This window comes from Streptomyces sp. NPDC051041 (assembly GCF_044456065.1).
GTDB lineage: Bacteria > Actinomycetota > Actinomycetes > Streptomycetales > Streptomycetaceae > Streptomyces > Streptomyces glaucus.
Genome location: NZ_JBITFM010000001.1, coordinates 71,840 through 90,131 on the forward strand (window position 1 = coordinate 71,840; position 18,292 = coordinate 90,131).

Here is an 18,292-nt window from a genome sequence, read left to right on the forward strand (position 1 = left end):
GCCAAGGCCGTACGACCGAAGGGAACCCCATGTCCGCGGCACCCAAGCCGGAGATCCTGGCCGCGTTCGAGGCCGCCAAGGGGTTCATGCCCGTCGACGAGGGGCTGGCCCTGTACGCGGCGGCCGTGGACGCCGGGCGGCTCGGTCTGCCGCTGCTGGAGATCGGCACGTACTGCGGGCGCTCCACGATCCTGCTCGCCGACGCGGCCCGCCGGGCCGGGGTCAGCGTGCTCACCGTCGACCACCACCGCGGCAGCGAGGAGCAGCAGCCGGGCTGGGAGTACCACGACCCGGAGACGGTCGACCCCGAGACCGGCCTGATGGACACCCTGCCGACGTTCCGCCGCACGCTGTACCGGGCGGGCCTGGAGGAGCACGTCGTCGCCCTGGTGGGCCGCTCCCCGCAGATCGCGCGGATCTGGAACTCCCCGCTCGCCCTCGTCTTCGTCGACGGCGGCCACACCGACGAGCACGCGGGCGCCGACTACGAGGGCTGGTCCCCCCACGTGGCCGAGGGCGGCCTCCTCGTCATCCACGACGTCTTCCCCGACCCGGTGGACGAGTTCACCGGCCAGGCCCCCTACCGCGTCTACCTGAGGGCCCTGGAGTCGGGCGCGTTCACGGAGGTCTCGGCGACCGGCTCGCTGCGCGTGCTGCGGCGAACGGGAGCGGGGGCCGAAGGCCGCGGTTAGAGTCGCTGACGTGTCGTACACAGGTCCGGACTCCGCCCCTTCCCGGCCCCGCCGTCCCCGGCGGGGCCTGCTGATCGCCGCGCTCGCCGCGCTGGCGCCGGGCGCGCTGCTCGGCTGGCTCGTCCACGAGACGGCCGGCGGCCCCGGGGACCCGGGCGGCGCGGTGTCCGCCGGCGGTCCCGCCTCCTCCGGCGCCGCCGGCCCCTCCCGTGCCCCTTCCCGCGGCGGCGACGCCGAGGACCCCGGCGCCCCCGGGACGCCCACGTCCCCCCGCGCGTCCGCCGCCTCCGGCCCTCTCGAGGGCAAGGTGGTCGTCGTCGACCCGGGACACAATCCGGGCAACTTCCAGCACACCGCCGAGATCAACCGCACGGTGGACATCGGGACGAACCGGAAGGAGTGCGACACCACGGGCACGGCCACCAACGCCGGGTACCGGGAGGCGGAGTTCACCCTGGACGTCGCCCGCCGGCTGCGCACGCTCCTGCAGCGGCAGGGCGCGACCGTGAAGCTGACGCAGGACGGCGACCGGCCGTACGGGCCCTGCGTGGACGAGCGGGCGAGGATCGGCAACGAGGCGCGCGCCGACGCGGTGGTGTCGATCCACGCGGACGGCTCGGCGGCCGGCAACCGCGGCTTCCACGTCATCCTGCCGGGCGCCGTGCGCGCGGGCGCGGCCGACACCCGGCCCATCGTCGCCCCGTCCCGCGACCTCGGGGAGCGCATCGCGGGCCGCTTCCTGCGCGCCACGGGCTCCGCGCCCGCCGCGTACGCCGGCGACGGCAGCGGCCTCGTCACGCGGGAGGACCTCGGCGGTCTCAATCTGTCAACGGTTCCCAAGGTGTTCATCGAGTGCGGCAACATGCGCGACGGCGCGGACGCGGCGTTGCTGACCAGCGGGGCCTGGCGGCAGAAAGCGGCGCAGGGTATCTCTGAGGGAATCGTGAGTTTCCTGCGCGGGTAGGAATCGGCGCGCTGGTCCCGGCGGCGGCCCGACCGTGCGGACGATAGTGTCATCCGTACAGATGAGGGGCCACCTCCGCGCTTCGCGCCAGGGCCTGACGGCGCCGTGGCGACAGCGACGCCTCCACCGACGACGAGACGACCTACGAAGGACCCGAAGTGAACATCCGCTCCCTCACTAGAGGCGACGGCGTGGTGATCGGAGCAGCGGTGTTGCTGTTCATCGCGTCGTTCCTCGACCTGTACTCCGCCGAAGGCTTCAGCGGCGCCCCGAGCGCGTGGGAGACCCTCGACACCGGCCTGGGCGTCTATCTGGGCGGAATCCTCGGCGCGGCCCTGATCGTCGTCAACCGCTGTCTGCCGCAGCAGCGCAAGGTCGCCGGCCTGGATCTCGGCACGGTCGGTGCGGCGTTCACGATCCTGGTCGCCTGGATCCTGTTCTGGTCGCTGGTGGACGTGCCCGACGGCATCGAGGCGGGCGCCGGTCTGATCCTCGGCTTCATCGCGGCGCTCGTCCTGGCCGCGGCCGCCGTCGCCGGCCCGCTGGTGCCCGCGCTCAAGGGCTCCCTCGTCCCGGCCCCGCGGCCCGCCGCCCCGCAGCCCTACGGGGCCCAGCCCCAGGCCGGTTACGGCTACCCAGGCGCGCAGCAGCAGCCGTACGGCGGGCAGCCGCAGCAGCCGTACGCCGGCCAGCAGCCGCAGCCGCAGCCGCAGCCGCCGGCCGGGGACTTCTCGCCGTTCTGGTTCGCGGTGCCGGTGCCGCGTCCGCTGTACCCGGAGGACGGCTCGCCGACGCCGATCGCGGAACTGGCGCCGGGCACCTGGTACCTGGCGGTCGAGCAGCGCGGTCCCGGTCTGGTCGCGCAGACGCAGGACGGTCGTCGCGGCGTGCTGCAGGACACGAGCGGCATCCAGCGCGGCTGACCCCGCCCGCCGTCATCCGCGGCCCCTCGCCCCCGGTGGGCGGGGGGCCGTCGCCGTACGGCCGCCCGTGCCCCGCTTCCTGACGACTCGTCAGGAAGCGGGGCGCGGGCGGGAGTCGTCCCCGTGCCGGGTTTCTTCTCCGCCCGCGCGGCAACCCGGAGGACATGTCCCCCCGATATCACAGCGGTGCGAGTCAGGCCGGCCGGGTCGTCGCGATCGTCGCCGACGTGATGGCCCTGATCCTGGGCCTGTGGATCCTGATGTACCTGCTGGACGCCAACCGGGCCAACGACTTCGTCCGGTTCGTCCACGACGTGGCCCGCTGGCTCGCCGGCTGGTCCCACGACCTGTTCACCTTCGACGAGGAGTGGGCCCGCGTGGTCACCGGCTACGGCCTGGCCGCGGTGGTCTACCTGTTCGTCGGCCACGCCGTCGCGGGCCGCCTGCACCGCCGCTGACCCCGCGGGGTCAGGCGGCGCAGCAGTCCGGGTCGAGGCCCCTGGGCAGGTGGTCGCCGGAGAAGATCCGGCAGGTGGCCTCGTGCCCGCCCAGGGCGGCGACGGCCAGGAGCAGGGAGCCGGCCGTCCACGTGGTCAGCTCCCGCGGCCATATCGCGTCGTCGTCGAAGACGTAGCCCGTCCAGTACAGGCCGGTCTCCGCGTCGCGCAGGTGCTGGATCGACTGCAGGACGTCCAGCGCGCGGTCGGACTCGCCCACCGCCCACAGGGCCAGGGCGAGTTCGGCGGACTCGCCGCCGGTGACCCACGGGTTGGGCACGACGCAGCGCACCCCGAGCCCGGGCACGACGAAACGGTCCCAGCCCTCCTCGATGCGGGCCTTGGCCTCCGCGTCGGTGAGCGCGCCGCCCAGCACCGGGTAGTACCAGTCCATCGAGTAGCGGTCCTTGTCGAGGAACCGGTCGGGGTGGCGGCGGATCGCGTGCCGGAGCGCTCCCGCCGCCAGCTCCCAGTCCGGCTGCGGCTCCTCGCGCTGCTCGGCGATGGCCAGCGCGCAGCGCAGCGCGTGGTGGATCGAGGAGCAGCCGGTCAGCAGCGCGTCCGCGGTGTCCGTGCCGTCCTCGGCGCGCCGCCAGCCGATCTGCCCGCCCGGCTGCTGCAGGCGCAGCACGAACTCGACGGCCGCGTACACCACCGGCCACATGCGGTCCAGGAAGGTGTCGTCGCCGGTCGACAGGTAGTGGTGCCAGATCCCCACGGCCGGGTAGGCGACGAAGTTGGTCTCCCGTCCCCGGTCGGTGACCGCGTCGTGCGCCCCGTCCGCGTACGCCGCGTACCAGGAGCCGTCCTCGTTCTGGTGCCGCGCGAGCCAGGTGTACGCCCGCTCGGCGGCCTCGTGCTCGCCGGCCGCGTCCAGCGCCATCGCCGCCTCGACGTGGTCCCACGGGTCGAGGTGGTGGCCCCGGAACCAGGGGATCGCGCCGTCCTCCCGCTGCACGGCGAGGATGGCGCGCACGGTCGCGTCGGCCTGCTCGGCGGTGAGGACCCCGGGCAGGACGAGGTGTTCCGTCCGGGGCGTCGTCACTTGGCGTCCACCCGGGGCAGGTGCGGCTTGGTCGCGTACGCCACGAAGCTCTTGCCGATCAGCGGGTTGAGCGCCTGCTCGGCGAGCCGGGTGGCCAGCGGCTTCTTCATGATGTCCCAGACCAGCAGCTTGTGGTACGCGCGCACCGGCAGCGCCTTGTCGTTGTCGACGCCGAACGCGCACTTCAGCCACCAGTACGGCGAGTGCAGCGCGTGCGCGTGGTGCGTGCCGTACGGCTTCAGGCCCGCCTCGCGGATCTTCGCCAGCAGTTCGTCCGCCTTGTAGATGCGGATGTGGCCGCCCTCGACCTCGTGGTAGGCGTCGGACAGCGTCCAGCAGACCTTCTCGGGGCCGTAGCGGGGCACGGTGATGGCGATGCGGCCGCCGGGCCGGAGCACCCGGACCATCTCGGCGAGCACGCCCTTGTCGTCCGGGATGTGCTCCATCACCTCGGAGATGATCACCACGTCGAAGGACTCGTCGGGGAAGGGCAGCGCGAGCGCGTCGCCCTCCATCGCCGTCGCGGTGGCGCCCTCGGGGGCCTCCCCGGCCTCCTTCATCGCCGCGAACCACTTCGCGACCTCGCGGATCTCCTCGCCGTTCCGGTCGAGTGCCACGACCTGCGCGCCGCGCCGGTAACACTCGAACGCGTGCCGGCCGGCGCCGCAGCCGAGGTCCAGGACGCGGTCGCCCGGGGCGAGCGGGAACCGGGAGAAGTCGACGGTCAGCACGTGGCCCTGCTTTCGGGGTAGACGCCGGTTTCACTGGTCGGGGTCGCGGAGGAGGCGCCGGCGGCGGCCGGGGCGCGGTCCGGGGCGGCGGCCCCGGTTCCGGAGCGGGCGATGGCCTCGCGGTACCGGGCGACCGTGCCCTCGGCGGCCTTGGCCCAGGTGAAGTGGCGCAGGACGCGTTCGCGTCCGGCGGCGCCCAGCCGGGCCCGCAGCGCGGGGTCGCCCAGCAGCCGGCTCAGCCCGGCGGCCAGCGCGTCCGCGTCGCCCGGCGGCACCGCGAGGCAGGTCTCCCCGTCCCGCCCGGCGACCTCCGGGATCGCCCCGCCGGTGGTGGCGAGCAGCGGCGTGCCCGTCGCCATCGCCTCGGCCGCCGGCAGCGAGAACCCCTCGTACAGCGACGGCACGCACGCCACCTCGGCCGAGCGCACCAGGTCGACCAGCTCCGCGTCCGGGATGCCCTTGACGAACCGGACGGCGTCCGCCAGGCCGTACCGCTCGACGGCCTGCGCGACGGGTCCCTCCGCGGGCCGCTTGCCGACGACGACGAGGTGGGCGTCCGGGTGCTCGGTGCGCACCTTCGCCAGCGCCTCGACGAGGAAGACCAGGCCCTTGAGGGGGACGTCCGCGCTGGAGGTGGTCACGATCCGCCCCGGGACGACCGGCACCGCCGGATCGGGGGAGAACAGGTCGGTGTCGGCGCCGATGTGCACGACGTGGATGCGGTCCCGCCGCACGCCCAGGTGGTCGACGATCTCCTGGCGGGAGGTGCCGGAGACGGTGAGCACGGACGGCAGGCGGCGCGCGACCCGCTTCTGCATGCGGGTGAAGGCGTACCAGCGGCGCACGGACCAGCGGCGCTGCCAGGTCCCGGCGGCGTCCAGCTCCAGCTGCCGGTCCACGGTGACGGGGTGGTGGACGGTGGTCACCAGGGGCGCGCCCAGGTCGCCCAGCAGCCCGTAGCCGAGGGTCTGGTTGTCGTGCACGACGTCGAAGTCGCCGCGCCGGGCGCGCAGGTGGCGGCGGGCGCGCAGCGAGAAGGTCAGCGGCTCGGGGAAGCCGCCGGTCCACATGGTGGCCACCTCCAGCGCGTCGATCCAGTCGCGGTACTCGTCGCGCTTCGGGGTGCGGAAGGGGTCCGGCTGGCGGTAGAGGTCGAGGCTGGGCAGCTCGGTGAGGCTCAGGCCGTCGTAGCCCTCGTCGAGGACGGGGTAGGGCTGGGCGCCGATGACCTCGACCCGGTGGCCCAGGCGGACCAGTTCGCGCGACAGGTGCCGTACGTAGACGCCCTGGCCGCCGCAGAACGGGTTTCCCTTGTAGGTGAGGAGCGCGATGCGCAGCGGCGGCTCGCCGTCGGCCGCCAGGTCCCGGGACCCCGCCCGGCCGGCCTCAGCGGTCACTCTGGGCCCCCTTCTGCCTGCACTGTCCCGCGAGATTACGCCGGGACGCTAATCTAGAACAAGTTTCAGACTTGATCGTCCAGGAGGCTTCGAATCTACCGGCAGGTAGGGCCGCTGGGAGAGGCGGGTCAGGTGATTCGCGCCACGGCGGGCGCGTCCCCGCCGGCCCTGCCATGCTGTCTGGTCGCACGCCCTCACGGACTGTCACGGAACGGGGATCCATGCCTGCGCGAGCCAAGCCGGGAGCGGGAACGGCCAGTGCGGCGAGCACGCCGGGCGTCCCGCCGCTGACCGAGCGGCAGGAGGCGCGGCGCCGCCGCATCCTGCGCGCGAGCGCCCGGCTGGCGGGCCGGGGCGGGTTCGACGCGGTGCAGATGCGCGAGGTCGCGGAGTCCTCGCGGGTGGCGCTCGGCACGCTGTACCGCTACTTCCCGTCCAAGGTCCACCTGCTGGTGGCGGTCATGCAGGATCAGCTGGAGCACATGCACGGCACGCTGCGCAGGCGGCCGCCGGCCGGCGGGACGGCGGCCGAGCGGGTGGCGGAGACCCTGATGCGGGCCTTTCGCGCGCTCCAGCGCGAGCCGCAGCTGGCGGAGGCGATGGTCCGGGCGCTGACGTTCGCCGACCGCAGCGTGAGCCCGGAGGTCGACCAGGTCTCCCGGCGGACGACGGCGATCATCCTGGACGCCATGGGCCTGGAGGACCCCGCCCCCGAGCAGCTCCGCGCGGTCCGCGTCGTCGAGCACACCTGGCACTCGGTCCTGCTCGCCTGGCTGTCGGGCCGGGCCTCCATCGCGCAGGTGAGGGTGGACATCGAGACGGCGTGCCGGCTGATCGACCTGACGGCGCCGGGCGAGGAGCGCGCCACGGGCGCGTGAACTCGCACGCACGTGGGCCCGGGGACGCGTGAAGGACCGCGGGAACGCGCGAAGGACCCCGGGCGCACGGCCCGGGGTCCACGGGAGCGACCTACGAGACGGGTTCCCTTCGCCGGTATTGCCCGGATCAGGTGACTGGGGGTCGCCTTCCGGTCGTCCGGCCTCGCGGCCGTGCGACTTTCCGGCCTCTCAGCCCGACCGTCGACGTCGGCCACAGCGGAAGCCGAGGCTTCTCGCCAGAGTCGGCATCTCCGGTTGGACTCCCTCACTCGTCCCGTAGGCCTGTAATCAGGTTAAAACACCCATAGGTGGATGCAACCCCCCGATGTGAGATTTTTTACGGCCGGGCCGCGGGGTGCGGCCGCCCCCTCCGGCGGCACCCCGGGCACCCCGCCGCACCGACCGGGACCTTCAGCCGCACACGGCACGCCGTCGCCGTGAAGCGCCCCACATGACGCAGGTCACCTACGAGGCCGGACCGTAGATCCGGCGGTTCGGCCCCGGCCGCCGTCCAGCCCTCCGACCTGCGCGTTGAGAGCCCGGTCACAGGACGACCTTTCCCCCTTAATGCGACTACCACTAGTAAAAGGGGTGATTGCGGACGGCTGTCGGGCCTGTTTCCCTGGACGCCGTCGCCAGGCGCCGACGTGCCCTCAGGGCCGCGGCGCCGACGTGTGCCCGCCCCGCATCCGCGCGGCCCCGGCACGCCGCGGCCTCCCGTCCCCGACGAAAGGTCCCCCGTGTCCGCCGTTTCCCTTCTCCGCCGCGTCGCCTCCCCGAGGAAGGCCCTCGCCGGTGCCGCCGTGGCCGCCGCCTGCGGCACGCTGATCGCCGCCGCGCCCGCGCAGGCCGCGGCGACGTCGGCCTCCTCCGCGCAGGCGACCGCGCGGCAGATGGTCGGCAACTCGGCCCAGTACCGGTGCTTCGCGCAGATTGTCCAGCACGAGAGCAGCTGGAACGTGACCGCCACCAACGCCTCCAGCGGGGCCTACGGCCTGGTGCAGGCGCTCCCCGCCTCGAAGATGGCCGCGGCCGGCTCCGACTGGCGGACCAACCCGGCCACCCAGATCGCCTGGGGCCTGGACTACATGAAGGACCGCTACGGCAGCCCATGCGGCGCGTGGGGCTTCTGGCAGGCCAACGGCTGGTACTGACCCGGCACCCGGTACCGGGCCCGCACACGGCACCGCCCACCGGGCCGCCCCCCCGGTGACGAGTTTCCGTGCGGCGCCGCCGGGCCGATCCCCGATACCTGGCCGGCACGCGGCACCGGACCGCCACACGGCACCGGGCCCGCATCCGGCACCGCGCCCGCGGCGCGCTCCGCGCCCGCGCCCCCGACCGAAGGCGGCGGCCCCCCGATCCCCGGGGCCGCCGCCTTCCTGCGGACCGGGCGGCTCCTCGCCCTCGGCAGCGGACACCGCGGTCACGGGCTCGGTGTCCCCGGCCCGGCCGACGGGGCGGCCCGCGTAGCCGCCGTCGGTCCGCACGAGCCGGATCGTGCGGTGACGGGCAGCAGGTGGTGCGGCATCCGGCAGGCGGCCTGCCGGCCGGTGACGTCGGCTGGGTGACCAGCACCACCGGCAGCGGACCGAGGCAGTCCACGATCAGGTGCGGGCGGTCCGGGGTGTCCCGGGCCGCCCGCACGGCTGGACGGATCAGGTCAGGAGGGTCCCGCACTCGCTCCTGGTCACCCATTTGTGCGATTCGATGTTGTCAACCACCACGACATCACCGTTGGGATCACCGGTGAACCAGTCGTTGTTCAGGTCGTCGGCGTACAGCTCACCCGGTGCGAGGCAGGCGTGCCCGCCCCGGTAGTAGGTGTAGTCGTAGAACTTGACGTGGTCGCGACCGCCGACGAAGCCGCGGTTCATGACCGACGCGACCCTGTTGCGCACGGCACCCCAGTCGGGGTTGTCCCCGGACGCGGCGATCAGCAGAGGGTCGTTGCAGTCCAGGTGATCCCAGCCGTACATGTTGCCGTCGCGCGAACCCCACTTGCTGTCGCAGCCGGTGTCGGCGACGGTGTCCTCGGATGCCTGCGCGGCCGTGGTGGGAAAGGCCGCGCCCAGGGCGGTGAGCCCCAGGAGGGCCGCCGTGGCGATGAAGGTGCGCATGGTGTTTCCTCTCGTCGGGTCGGTGGTGCGTGAGCGGTGGTGGTGCGCCGATGCGGGGACGCCGGGCGAGCCGTCCGACGTGTCCTCGTCGGTGGGCGGGTCGCGTCCTGGAACGCGAGTCGGTCAGTCTCGCTCCGGAACGATGCGCACCGCCCGGTCGTAGGCCTGCCGGCCGAGCCGGTGGTAGGTGTCGATGTCCTTGCCGAACCGGCCGCGCAGGCGGTCGATGTAGTGCGCCTCCCGGGCCGTGGCCACGGTTCTCAGGGAGGTCTCGCGGGCGCAGGCGGCGTCCGCGACGGCCGTCTTCCGCTCGACGGTGAACGCCTCGTCGGCACGAGCCGCCCCCAGCCGGCTGGTGCGGGTCCGGACGGCGTCACGGGCCGCCTGGGGGTCCTTGTAGTGCTGTCCCGCTTGCTTCATGCACCGGGACCATGCCCCTGTCGCCGCGGTGAGTTCCCGGTCCGCCATGAGCTCTGTGCCGTACAGGAGGTTGAGGCCGGTGGCGGTCTTGCTCGTGCGGAACCACACAGCCGGGTCGCCGTAGAGGGTGCGTTCGGCCTCCTCCGTGCAGCCTCCGACGAGCTTCTGGATCCTTTCGCCGTTCGGCAGGGAGGCGGTGAGCATGCGGGCGTTGTCGCCGCCGTCGAGGGCGGTGTCGAAGGCGGTGCGCCGGGAGGGGGAGAGACTCCGGCGGTACGTGGCGTTGGGGTTGTGCTCGTGGAGGCGTGTCTCCTTCGCGCTGATGCGGCCGCCGTACCCATGGGTGCGGGCCCATGCCACGTCGTCCTGGACGTAGCGCACCGGGCGGCTCTCCTGCAGCGTCAGTGTGCGGTCTTCCCAGTAGCCGAATCCCTTGCGGTTCATGCACTGCCTGGTCAGGCGTTGCTGTGCGTCGGCGATTCGCAGCTCCTGTTGCCAGGTCAGCGCTCGGGGCCTGGTGTGCGGAGCCTGCCGGGCAGGGTCACCACCGTCGTGGTCGGCGCATCCGGTCACGACGGCCGCGCCGGCCGCCGCCATGACGCACGACAACAGGAGCACACGTCTCATGGATCAGCCCCCTTGGCTTGGTGTTCGCGGATGTTTCGCCGGCTGCGCTCCGATGCTTCCTGGTGCGCCGGTGACGAACCAGCTTTTCGATCCTGTTCGAACACCGCGTGAGTGGCCGCCCCTGTCTCCGGGTCCTGAGCAGGCCTCTCCGCCCTCCGCTCCCCGCTCGTCCATGAGGACCGGGCCGACCGGGCCGACCGGGAGAGAAACTGTGAGGACCAGGTGGAGTCGTCGAGTCCTGAACCTCGTCCATGAGGTATTTCGCCGGCCGGATGGCGTCTGACTCACCGTGTCACCGTGGTACGTACGGCTGCATACGTCAGCAGTCGCCTTCATCGGCCTCGGGGCGAAGATTTCGCCGTCACGCGAGGGGCACCGTGTGTCGCTCAGCCGCCCTGCGTGGGTGTTCCGGCCACGGCGCGGGCTGCGGCACGGATGGCGGCCACGGTGGATCGGTCACGGTGGGCTGCCAGCCAGGCCAGCGCCGACTGGGACGGCGGGAGGTCGGAGACCTCGACATAGGCCAGTCCCGGACGCGGGTAGAAGCGCGCGGCCGCGGACGGGAGAAATGCCAGTGCCCGGTCGTGGACGACGGCGTGCAGGAGTCCTTCCAGGTCGGGGACCACTGGTCCGTACCGCACCGGGCTGCCGTCCGGGCGCGGGTCGGCCACCCAGTACTTCCACCAGGCCCGCGGGGCCCGCGACGGCACATCGACGACGGTCCGTCCGGCGAGTTGGTCCAGGGTGACGGAGGGCAGGGCCGCCAGGGGGTCGTCGGCGGGCAGGCAGGCCACGCGTGGTTCCTCGGCCAGGTACTGCGTCTGGATTCCTTCCGGCACCGGGGGGCGCAGGAAGACCACGTCCACCTCTCCGCTGATCAGCGCGGCCATATGGTCGATGATGTTCAAGCCGATCACTTGCACCGACAGTTTCGGGTGCCGGCGCTGCAGTTCGTCCAGGACCGCGCGGACGTGTTCCATCGCCGCCTCCGCGCCGATGGAGCCGGCCAGCAACTGGCCTGTGAGTTCGCGGTGGTGGGCCGAGGCGGTACGGCGCAGTCCGCTCAATGCCTCCAGTACGGCGCGGGCTTCGGGGACCAGGGCCCGTCCGGCCGGGGTCAGTTCCACGGACCGGCTGTCCCGCTCGAACAACACCACGCCGAGCTGGTTCTCCAGTTTGCGGATCTGCTGGCTGAGGGCCGGCTGGCTCATGTGCAGACGCGCTGCGGCCCGTTTGAAGTGCAAGTCCTCGGCCAGGGCGAGGAACAGCCGTAACTGATGGGGATTCGGGTCCGATATGTCAGGCATAACCGGGAGGTTATCGAAGACGCTGCGCTCCGCATAGCGCGGACGGTCCGTGGAGGGCGCGACGGTGAAACGATGCGGATGCCGCTCTGTCGCGGATCCGACAGAGGTGAGCCCCTCACCTGCCTGACACCTATGCCCCGGGGGCACCCATGGGTTTGCGCATCCATTTCACAACCGAGGACATGGCGCGAGTGGTCGTGGCCGATCAGCCCGATCCGATGTGGGAGACCCTGCTCAGCCTCCACCTGTTGCACAGTCACGACGGTCCTCTGTTCTTCGACCACTGGCGGCAGCGGATCGGCAAAGCCGCGACGGGAGTATGGGGCGGGCTGCGGCTGCTCGCCCCGCCTCGGGGCTACTCACCCGACTTCCTCACACCGCTCACCGCTGAAGGGACGGTGGACGAGGGACTGCGAACCCTGCTCCGCACCCCGCGCCGCCAGCTGCGCAAGGACATGACGGAACTGTTCGGTTCCCGGAGGCCCGCGACCTGGGCACGGGCACTGGCCGACGGCGAACCACGTGCCCTGACCACCGTGGCGAAAGCGCTACGGCACCACCATGACATCGCGGTGGCGCCGTTCTGGGATCAGATCCGGGCCCAGTGCGAGGCCAGCCGGATGTCCATCGGCCGGATCCTGTTGCACGGCGGCTTCGCACGGCTGACCTCCGTCCTGCACGAAACGCTGCGGTGGGACTCTCCCGTCCTGCACGTCTCCGGTTCCCACCTGGACGGTGAGCTACGACTGGACGGACGCGGATTGCGTCTGATCCCCTCCTTCTTCTGCTGGCCCGGACCGACCCTGCTCAAGGACCCGGACCTGCCGCCGGTGCTGATCCACCCCGTCGACCACGACCTACGGTGGCTCACTCGGCCGTCCGCCGACGCCGACCCGCACCGTGCGCTCGCAGGGCTGCTCGGTCAGACCCGCGCCGCGATACTGCGTGCGGCCGCGGACGGCTGCTCGACCACCGATCTCGCCCACCGCTGCCGAGTCTCCCCAGCCACCGCCAGTCACCATGCCGGCGTCCTGCGCGAGGGGCGACTGATCACCACGCGCCGCACCGGTGGATCGGTGGTGCACGCACTGACCCACCTGGGGGCTGCTCTGCTCAAGCAGGATGTGCAGGAGGGCGAGCCGGCGTGAACCGGGCTCCGGCGCCCGTCGTGGGCCGAGGAGGACGCCGGGGACGGTCAAGGCGATGATCAGGACCAGGGCATCGCCCGGGCCGAGAGGGCGACCGGGGCGCTGCCCTGGCGCGAGGTCCAGGCGGGCATGCCCCGCGCGGAGAAGCGCACGGCCTGCCCTCCGCCCTGGAGCGCGGAACAGTCAGCCCAGCGGACCGGGGTTGTCGAGGGCGCTGGTCGGCGCGTACGGGCCTCCGGAGACCCTCTCCTCGGTCACCGGCACGCTGTGCGGCTTGTACGGGCCTCCGGACACCGTCTCCTCCTCCACCGGCACGCTGTGCGTCTGGTACGGACCTCCGGTGGGCGTGTACGGACCTTCGGACACCGTCTCCTCGATCGCCAGGACGCCGCGTGTTTGGTGGTGCCCTGCCTGGGCCGCGCCGGCGACCAGGACGACAAGGGAAAAAGCCCCGCACACCGCGGCTGCAACAGACTTGATACGCACCATCGTTCCACTCCCCGCTGCGCTGCTTGCGAATTGGTTCACGCCATGGTGGCAGGACGACCGGGAAGGAAACAGGAATTCGATCCAGCTCGAAAGCGTTCCCCGCCGAGGTTTTTCCCTCATCGGTCCGGGCCGGCCGGACGCGGGGCGAGGACGGCGCCGGGCAGGGCCGGTGAGGCCCACAGCAGCCGGCCGGACGGCGGCCCGCGTTTCCCGGGGCCGCCGCCTTCGGCGTGCGGTCGTGCGGTCGCGCCGTCGTTCAGCGGTCGGCCGTGGCCGTCGTCCAGCCGACGAAGGCGGAGAAGGCGGCGGGGGCGACGGTGAGGACCGGGCCGGCCGGAGTCTTGGAGTCGCGTATGAGGATGCGTTGTCGGGCGATTCTCGCGGCGGTGCGATTGCCCAGGTCATTGTCGTCCACCGCGCTGAGGACCGCCCGTGCGTACGCCTCGGTTTGCAGCAGTCCATGCACCAACCGGGGCTGGAAGATATGAATCGCCCTTGCCCGTGCCTCCAGCTCCGCCACCTGCTGGAACCAAGCCGGAAGTTGGCTGCGCAGCACCAGCGTGACCAGCCGGGGCAGCAGTCCTCCCGTCTCCAGTGCCACGTCCGCCCGTTCGCTGAACTCCGGGGTCGGCAGTTTCCGGGCCGTCTCGATCTGGCCGACCAGCGAGCCCGTGTAGTTGATGACCGCTCCGAGCTGCTTCTGCGTCAGCCCGGCGGCCTCGCGGTACCGGCGCAGTTCGTAGCCGTAGTAGTCGAGTGGTGAGGCGCCCGGGTCGAGGGCGTTGACGTGGGCCATGCACGGTCCCCTCTCGCGCAACCCGGTCCACACCGGGAACGGTTGTATCCGTTCGGTGGCCCAGCGTAGTGATCCGAGGTCACGCTCGTACCGTGAACGAATACATTGCCCCACCTCCTCCCTGGTACCTCGCCTCCCGATACGCGATGCGGCTCACCGTCGGCGCGCACTCGGTGCGGCACGTCCGGCGCATCGTCCGCTCCTTCCTGCGCGAGTGGGGGATGGCGGAGCTTACCGACGCCGTCGAGCTGGGCGTGTCCGAGCTGCTCTCCAACGTCGTGCGCCACGTCCCGGACCGGCGCTGCTTCCTGGTGCTGCTGCGGCAGGCGGCGGGGGTGCGGGTGGAGGTGGCGGACCGCAGCGAGGAACTTCCGGCCGTGCCGGGAGACTTGGTGTCGGAGTCCGAGAGCGGGCGGGGGCTCGTCCTGCTGGGCGCGGTGGCCGACCGGCGGGGCGTGACGCCCGAACCGCTGCGCGGCGGCAAGACGGTGTGGTTCGAGTGCGGGAAGGGCGAGGGCTCCTGCCACGAGGGCTCCTGAGCCGGGGCGCCGCACAACGTCGCGCCCCGTTCGCACGTCTTCGAAACCGTGGCCTCAGCCGAACTCACCGTCACCAAGCGTCTTCCCGCGCCCCTCCTGCGCAACGGCGGGCTCCGTACCCTCCGGGCCCGTCACCGCGTCCCCCTGCTCGCCACCGTGCCCGTGCTCCCCCTGTACGCGCTCTGGTGGTTCCTGCTCGCCACGGGCGGCGGCGACCTCGCCGCCCAGTACGCGTGGGCGGACTTCGCGGCCCGGCACGGCGGCTCGGCGTACAACCTCTCCTGGTACGGCGGCACCCACACCGCCAACTACAGCCTGCTGTCGCCGTACCTGATGGCCGCCCTCGGCGTCCGCACGGTGACCGCCGGCTCCGGGATCGCCGCCTCCTGGCTGGCGGCCGTGCTGATCCGGCGCACCGGGACCCGGCGGCCGGTCGGGCCCGCCCTGCTCGCCTCGCTCGGGCTGTGGTGCAACGTCGTCTCCGGGCGCACCACCTTCGCGCTCGGCGTCGCCCTCGGGCTCGCGGCGTGCCTGCTGCTGACCGGGGAGCGCCGGGTCGCGCTCGCGGCGGCGTACGCGGCGCTGGCGACCGCCGCCAGTCCGGTGGCGGGGCTGTTCCTGGCCGTCGTGGGCGCCGGGTTCCTCGCCGCGCGGGACGGACGGCGGGCGCTGCCCCTGCTGCTGCCGCCCGTCGCCGTCGTCGGTGCGACGACCTGGCTCTTCCCCTTCACCGGTGAGCAGCCGATGCCGGCGGCCCGGATCTGGCCGCCCCTGCTGCTCGGGCTGGCCGTCGCCGCGCTCGCCCCGCGCGGCTGGCGCGTCGCCCGGTGGGGCGGGGCGGTGTACGCGGCCGGGACCGTGCTCACGTACCTCGTCCCCTCCCCCGTCGGCACGAACGTCGAGCGGTTCGCGGAGCACTTCGCCCCGGCCGTGCTGCTCGCCGCCCTGCTCGCCCGGCCCCGCCTGGCCAAGGTCCGCCGGGGGCTGCTGATCGGCGTCCTCGTCTTCTCCGTGGGGTGGCTGGGGAGGAAGACCGCCGACGACGTGGCCGTCTACACCGTCGTGCCGCGGTGGGCCAGGGACACCGGCGGGGTCGTGCGGGCCCTGGAGCGGCTCGGGGCCGACCGGACGCGGGTCGAGGTGGTGCCCGCGCGCGACCACCGCGAGGCCGCCCTGCTCGCCCCGCACGTCAACCTGGCCCGCGGCTGGAACCGGCAGCTCGACGTCGAACGCGGCCGGCTCTTCTACGACGGCGCCTTCTCCCCCGCCGCCTACCGCGCCTGGCTGGACCGCTGGGCCGTCGGCCTGGTGGTGCTGCCGCGGGCGACGCCCGACGGGTACGCCGAGGCCGAGGCGCGGCTGCTGCGCGAGGAGCGGCCCGGCTGGCTGGAGCCGGTGTGGCGGGACGCGCACTGGCGGATCTACCGGGTGCGGGACGCGGTGCCGTTGGTGTCGGCGCCGGGGACGGTGGTGCGGGCGGACGGCGCCGGGATCGTCGTCCGGGTGTCCCGGCCCGCCACGGTGACCGTGCGGGTGGCGTACTCGCCGTGGCTGCGCGCCGACGGGGGCTGCCTGGGGCGGGACGGCGAGTTCACCCGGCTCACCGCCGACGCGCCCGGCGCCTACCGGATCAGCTCGGAGTACGGTCCCGCGCCGGCTCGGGGTCGCTGCTGACCGCGGCCGGCGTCCGGGCCGCGGTCCGCGCCCGCGGGCCCTGGAGCAGGTACGTCAGCCCGAAGCCCGCGCCGACCACCAGCGCGCCGCCCACCGCGTCCAGCACCCAGTGGTTGCCGGTCGCCACGATCGCCGACACCGTGAACAGCGGGTGGAGCAGGCCGGCCGCCTTCATCCACCACTTCGGGGCGATGACCGCCACGGCCAGGCCGCACCACAGGGACCAGCCGAAGTGCAGGGACGGCATCGCCGCGTACTGGTTGGTGAGGGCGGTGAGCGTGCCGTAGTCGGGCTGGGTGAAGTCCTGCGGGCCGTGCACCGTGTCGATGATCCCGAGCCCCGGCATCAGGCGCGGCGGGGCCAGCGGGTAGAGCCAGAAGCCGACGAGGGCGAGGAGGGTGGCGAAGCCCAGGGAGGAGCGGGCCCAGCGGTAGTCGACCGGGCGGCGCCAGTACAGGACGCCGAGGACGGTCAGCGGGACGACGAAGTGGAAGGACGTGTAGTAGAAGTCGAAGAAGTTCCGCAGCCAGCCGATCTCCACGACGGCGTGGTTCACGGCGTGCTCGATGTCCAGGTGCAGGACGCGTTCCAGGTCGAGGATCTGCTGCCCGTGCTCCTCGGCGCGGGCCCGGCCGGCCGAGTCGCTGCCGCCGCCCGCGGCCAGGCGGATCTTGGAGTAGGCGGCGTAGGTGACCCGTATGAGGAGGAGCTCCAGCAGGAGGTTGGGGCGGGTCAGGACGCGGCGCAGGAACGGCACGAGCGGTATGTGCCGGAAGCGGGCCGGGACCGGGTCCGCGTACTCGGTGGGGACCGGTGCCCGGTAGTACGCCGAGGCGCGGGACAGGAACGGCACGGCGGTGGCGGCGGCGAGCGCGGCCAGCAGCACCACGTTGTCCCGCAGCGGGTGCAGCGCCGCGACGTTCGGCAGCATCATCTTCGCCGGCAGGGTCATGACGAGGACGACGGCGACCGGCCACACGTACCGGTCGGAGGCGCGCCGGCCGACCCGGCCGACGACCGCGAGCAGCACCCACAGCAACTGGTGCTGCCAGGCCGTGGGCGACACCGCGATCGCCGCGCAGCCGGTGATCGCGACCGCGAGCAGCAGCTGCCCGTCGCGGGCGTAGCGCACGGCGCGGCGCAGGCCGAGGACGGCGACGGCCGCGCCGAGCGCGAGGAAGAGGGCGATCTCCAGGGGGCCGGACAGGCCGAACCGGAGCAGGGCGCCGTGCAGGGACTGGTTGGCGAGGTCGTCGGCCCGCCCGCCGAGCCCGACGCCCGCCATGTGGTGCACCCAGTACGTGTACGCGTCGTGCGGCATCGCCGCCCAGGCCAGCGCGGTGCACACGGCGAACGTGGCGCCCGCGGCCGCGGCGGCCCGGCGGCGGCCGGTCAGCCACAGCAGGGGCGTGAAGAGCAGCAGCGTGGGCTGCAGCGCCGCGGCGACGCCGACGAGGACGCCGCCGGCGTGCCGGCCGCGCACGGCGAAGCAGCCGAGCAGGACCAGCAGGACCGGGATGACGCTGGTCTGGCCGAGCCAGAGGGTGTTGCGCACCGGCAGCGACAGCATCAGCAGGCTGACGGCGACCGGCGCGGCCAGCAGCGAGGTGCGCCGGTCCACCGGCCGGGGCAGGGCGCGGGCGGCGACCAGGCCCAGGGCGACGACCAGCAGCAGCGTGCCGAAGGTCCAGCCCCAGCCGAGGGCCTGCTCGGCCGAACGGGTGAGCGGCTTGAGGACCAGGCCGCCGAAGGGGGTGCCGGTGAAGCGGGTGGAGTCGTAGAGCGAGCCCTCGACGTGCAGCACGCCGTTCGGCCCGACCCAGGTCTCCAGGTCCGTCAGCCGTTCCCCGCGCGGTGTGCCGAGGACGACGGCCACCTGTCGTACGGCGAGGACCGCGGCGATCAGCCACAGGCCGAGCCGCGCCGCGCGCAGGCGCGCCCTGGCCTCCCCGACGGCCGTAGCCCCGAACGCTTCCGCCGGTCTCCCGCCGAACACCTCCGCCGGTCGCCCGCTGTGCTCCGCATTCGCCACGCCTCGTCGGCCT

At 73.2% G+C, this 18,292-nt stretch carries 18 protein-coding genes; 9 read left to right on the top strand and 9 right to left on the bottom strand.

Annotated elements, in window-relative coordinates; genetic code table 11:
• Positions 1-29 precede the first annotated feature (29 nt).
• The 4 genes from ACIBAI_RS00320 (at position 30) to ACIBAI_RS00335 (ending at position 3,037) form a co-directional block, all read left to right on the top strand.
• On the top strand, positions 30-692 hold the full coding sequence (locus ACIBAI_RS00320) for a class I SAM-dependent methyltransferase (RefSeq protein WP_399030160.1): 663 nt from the start codon (positions 30-32) through the stop codon (positions 690-692).
• A 10-nt stretch (positions 693-702) separates the two neighbouring features.
• Positions 703-1,656 carry an N-acetylmuramoyl-L-alanine amidase gene (locus ACIBAI_RS00325; protein ID WP_399030161.1) on the top strand — a complete coding sequence of 318 codons (954 nt, stop codon included), beginning with the start codon at positions 703-705 and terminating at the stop codon, positions 1,654-1,656.
• A gap of 158 nt (positions 1,657-1,814) precedes the next feature.
• On the top strand, positions 1,815-2,579 hold the full coding sequence (locus tag ACIBAI_RS00330) for a DUF5336 domain-containing protein (protein WP_399030162.1): 765 nt from the start codon (positions 1,815-1,817) through the stop codon (positions 2,577-2,579).
• Between the two features lie 164 nt (positions 2,580-2,743).
• Complete coding sequence (locus ACIBAI_RS00335) at positions 2,744-3,037, top strand: hypothetical protein (RefSeq protein WP_399030164.1); 294 nt, start codon at positions 2,744-2,746, stop codon at positions 3,035-3,037.
• A 10-nt stretch (positions 3,038-3,047) separates the two neighbouring features.
• Here ACIBAI_RS00335 and ACIBAI_RS00340 read toward each other — a convergent pair whose 3' ends face one another.
• The 3 genes from ACIBAI_RS00340 to ACIBAI_RS00350 are packed head-to-tail and all read right to left on the bottom strand — an operon-like array spanning position 3,048 to position 6,249.
• The gene (locus ACIBAI_RS00340; RefSeq protein ID WP_344608071.1) at positions 3,048-4,121 is read right to left on the bottom strand and encodes a prenyltransferase; all 1,074 of its coding nucleotides are present in this window, start codon (positions 4,119-4,121) and stop codon (positions 3,048-3,050) included.
• Complete coding sequence (locus ACIBAI_RS00345) at positions 4,118-4,852, bottom strand: class I SAM-dependent methyltransferase (protein WP_344608068.1); 735 nt, start codon at positions 4,850-4,852, stop codon at positions 4,118-4,120. Before ACIBAI_RS00345 ends, ACIBAI_RS00340 begins: the two co-directional genes overlap by 4 nt.
• Positions 4,846-6,249, bottom strand: a complete 1,404-nt coding sequence (locus ACIBAI_RS00350) for a glycosyltransferase family 4 protein (RefSeq protein WP_399030165.1) — start codon at positions 6,247-6,249, stop codon at positions 4,846-4,848. Before ACIBAI_RS00350 ends, ACIBAI_RS00345 begins: the two co-directional genes overlap by 7 nt.
• 221 nt (positions 6,250-6,470) lie before the next feature.
• On the opposite strand from ACIBAI_RS00350, the gene ACIBAI_RS00355 reads away from it, so the two are divergent.
• Positions 6,471-7,127 carry a TetR family transcriptional regulator gene (locus ACIBAI_RS00355; protein WP_399030166.1) on the top strand — a complete coding sequence of 219 codons (657 nt, stop codon included), beginning with the start codon at positions 6,471-6,473 and terminating at the stop codon, positions 7,125-7,127.
• A gap of 740 nt (positions 7,128-7,867) precedes the next feature.
• The gene (locus ACIBAI_RS00360; protein WP_399030167.1) at positions 7,868-8,281 is read left to right on the top strand and encodes a transglycosylase SLT domain-containing protein; all 414 of its coding nucleotides are present in this window, start codon (positions 7,868-7,870) and stop codon (positions 8,279-8,281) included.
• A gap of 504 nt (positions 8,282-8,785) precedes the next feature.
• Here ACIBAI_RS00360 and ACIBAI_RS00365 read toward each other — a convergent pair.
• From ACIBAI_RS00365 to ACIBAI_RS00375, 3 genes are all read right to left on the bottom strand, one after another.
• Positions 8,786-9,247, bottom strand: a complete 462-nt coding sequence (locus tag ACIBAI_RS00365; protein ID WP_399030168.1) for a hypothetical protein — start codon at positions 9,245-9,247, stop codon at positions 8,786-8,788.
• Positions 9,248-9,370: 123 nt separating this feature from the next.
• Complete coding sequence (locus ACIBAI_RS00370) at positions 9,371-10,294, bottom strand: hypothetical protein (protein ID WP_399030169.1); 924 nt, start codon at positions 10,292-10,294, stop codon at positions 9,371-9,373.
• Positions 10,295-10,680: 386 nt separating this feature from the next.
• On the bottom strand, positions 10,681-11,601 hold the full coding sequence (locus ACIBAI_RS00375; protein WP_399030170.1) for a LysR family transcriptional regulator: 921 nt from the start codon (positions 11,599-11,601) through the stop codon (positions 10,681-10,683).
• A 182-nt stretch (positions 11,602-11,783) separates the two neighbouring features.
• Here ACIBAI_RS00375 and ACIBAI_RS00380 point away from each other — a divergent pair, with 182 nt between their 5' ends.
• Positions 11,784-12,749 (top strand): ArsR/SmtB family transcription factor, encoded by a 966-nt coding sequence (locus tag ACIBAI_RS00380; protein WP_399030171.1) that lies wholly within the window; start codon positions 11,784-11,786, stop codon positions 12,747-12,749.
• 183 nt (positions 12,750-12,932) lie between these two features.
• Here the strand turns inward: ACIBAI_RS00380 and ACIBAI_RS00385 are convergent, their stop codons facing one another.
• Together ACIBAI_RS00385 and ACIBAI_RS00390 are read right to left on the bottom strand one after the other, a co-directional pair.
• Complete coding sequence (locus ACIBAI_RS00385) at positions 12,933-13,238, bottom strand: hypothetical protein (RefSeq protein ID WP_399030172.1); 306 nt, start codon at positions 13,236-13,238, stop codon at positions 12,933-12,935.
• 256 nt (positions 13,239-13,494) lie between these two features.
• Positions 13,495-14,034, bottom strand: a complete 540-nt coding sequence (locus ACIBAI_RS00390) for a Scr1 family TA system antitoxin-like transcriptional regulator (protein WP_399030173.1) — start codon at positions 14,032-14,034, stop codon at positions 13,495-13,497.
• A gap of 92 nt (positions 14,035-14,126) precedes the next feature.
• Here ACIBAI_RS00390 and ACIBAI_RS00395 point away from each other — a divergent pair, with 92 nt between their 5' ends.
• Complete coding sequence (locus ACIBAI_RS00395) at positions 14,127-14,573, top strand: ATP-binding protein (protein ID WP_399030175.1); 447 nt, start codon at positions 14,127-14,129, stop codon at positions 14,571-14,573.
• A gap of 48 nt (positions 14,574-14,621) precedes the next feature.
• Positions 14,622-16,247, top strand: coding sequence for a hypothetical protein (locus tag ACIBAI_RS00400; protein ID WP_399030176.1), 1,626 nt, complete (start codon positions 14,622-14,624; stop codon positions 16,245-16,247).
• On the opposite strand, the gene ACIBAI_RS00405 is transcribed toward ACIBAI_RS00400, so the two are convergent.
• Positions 16,204-18,279, bottom strand: coding sequence for a phosphatase PAP2 family protein (locus ACIBAI_RS00405; protein WP_399030177.1), 2,076 nt, complete (start codon positions 18,277-18,279; stop codon positions 16,204-16,206). The genes ACIBAI_RS00400 and ACIBAI_RS00405 overlap by 44 nt on opposite strands.
• Positions 18,280-18,292: the final 13 nt, after the last annotated feature.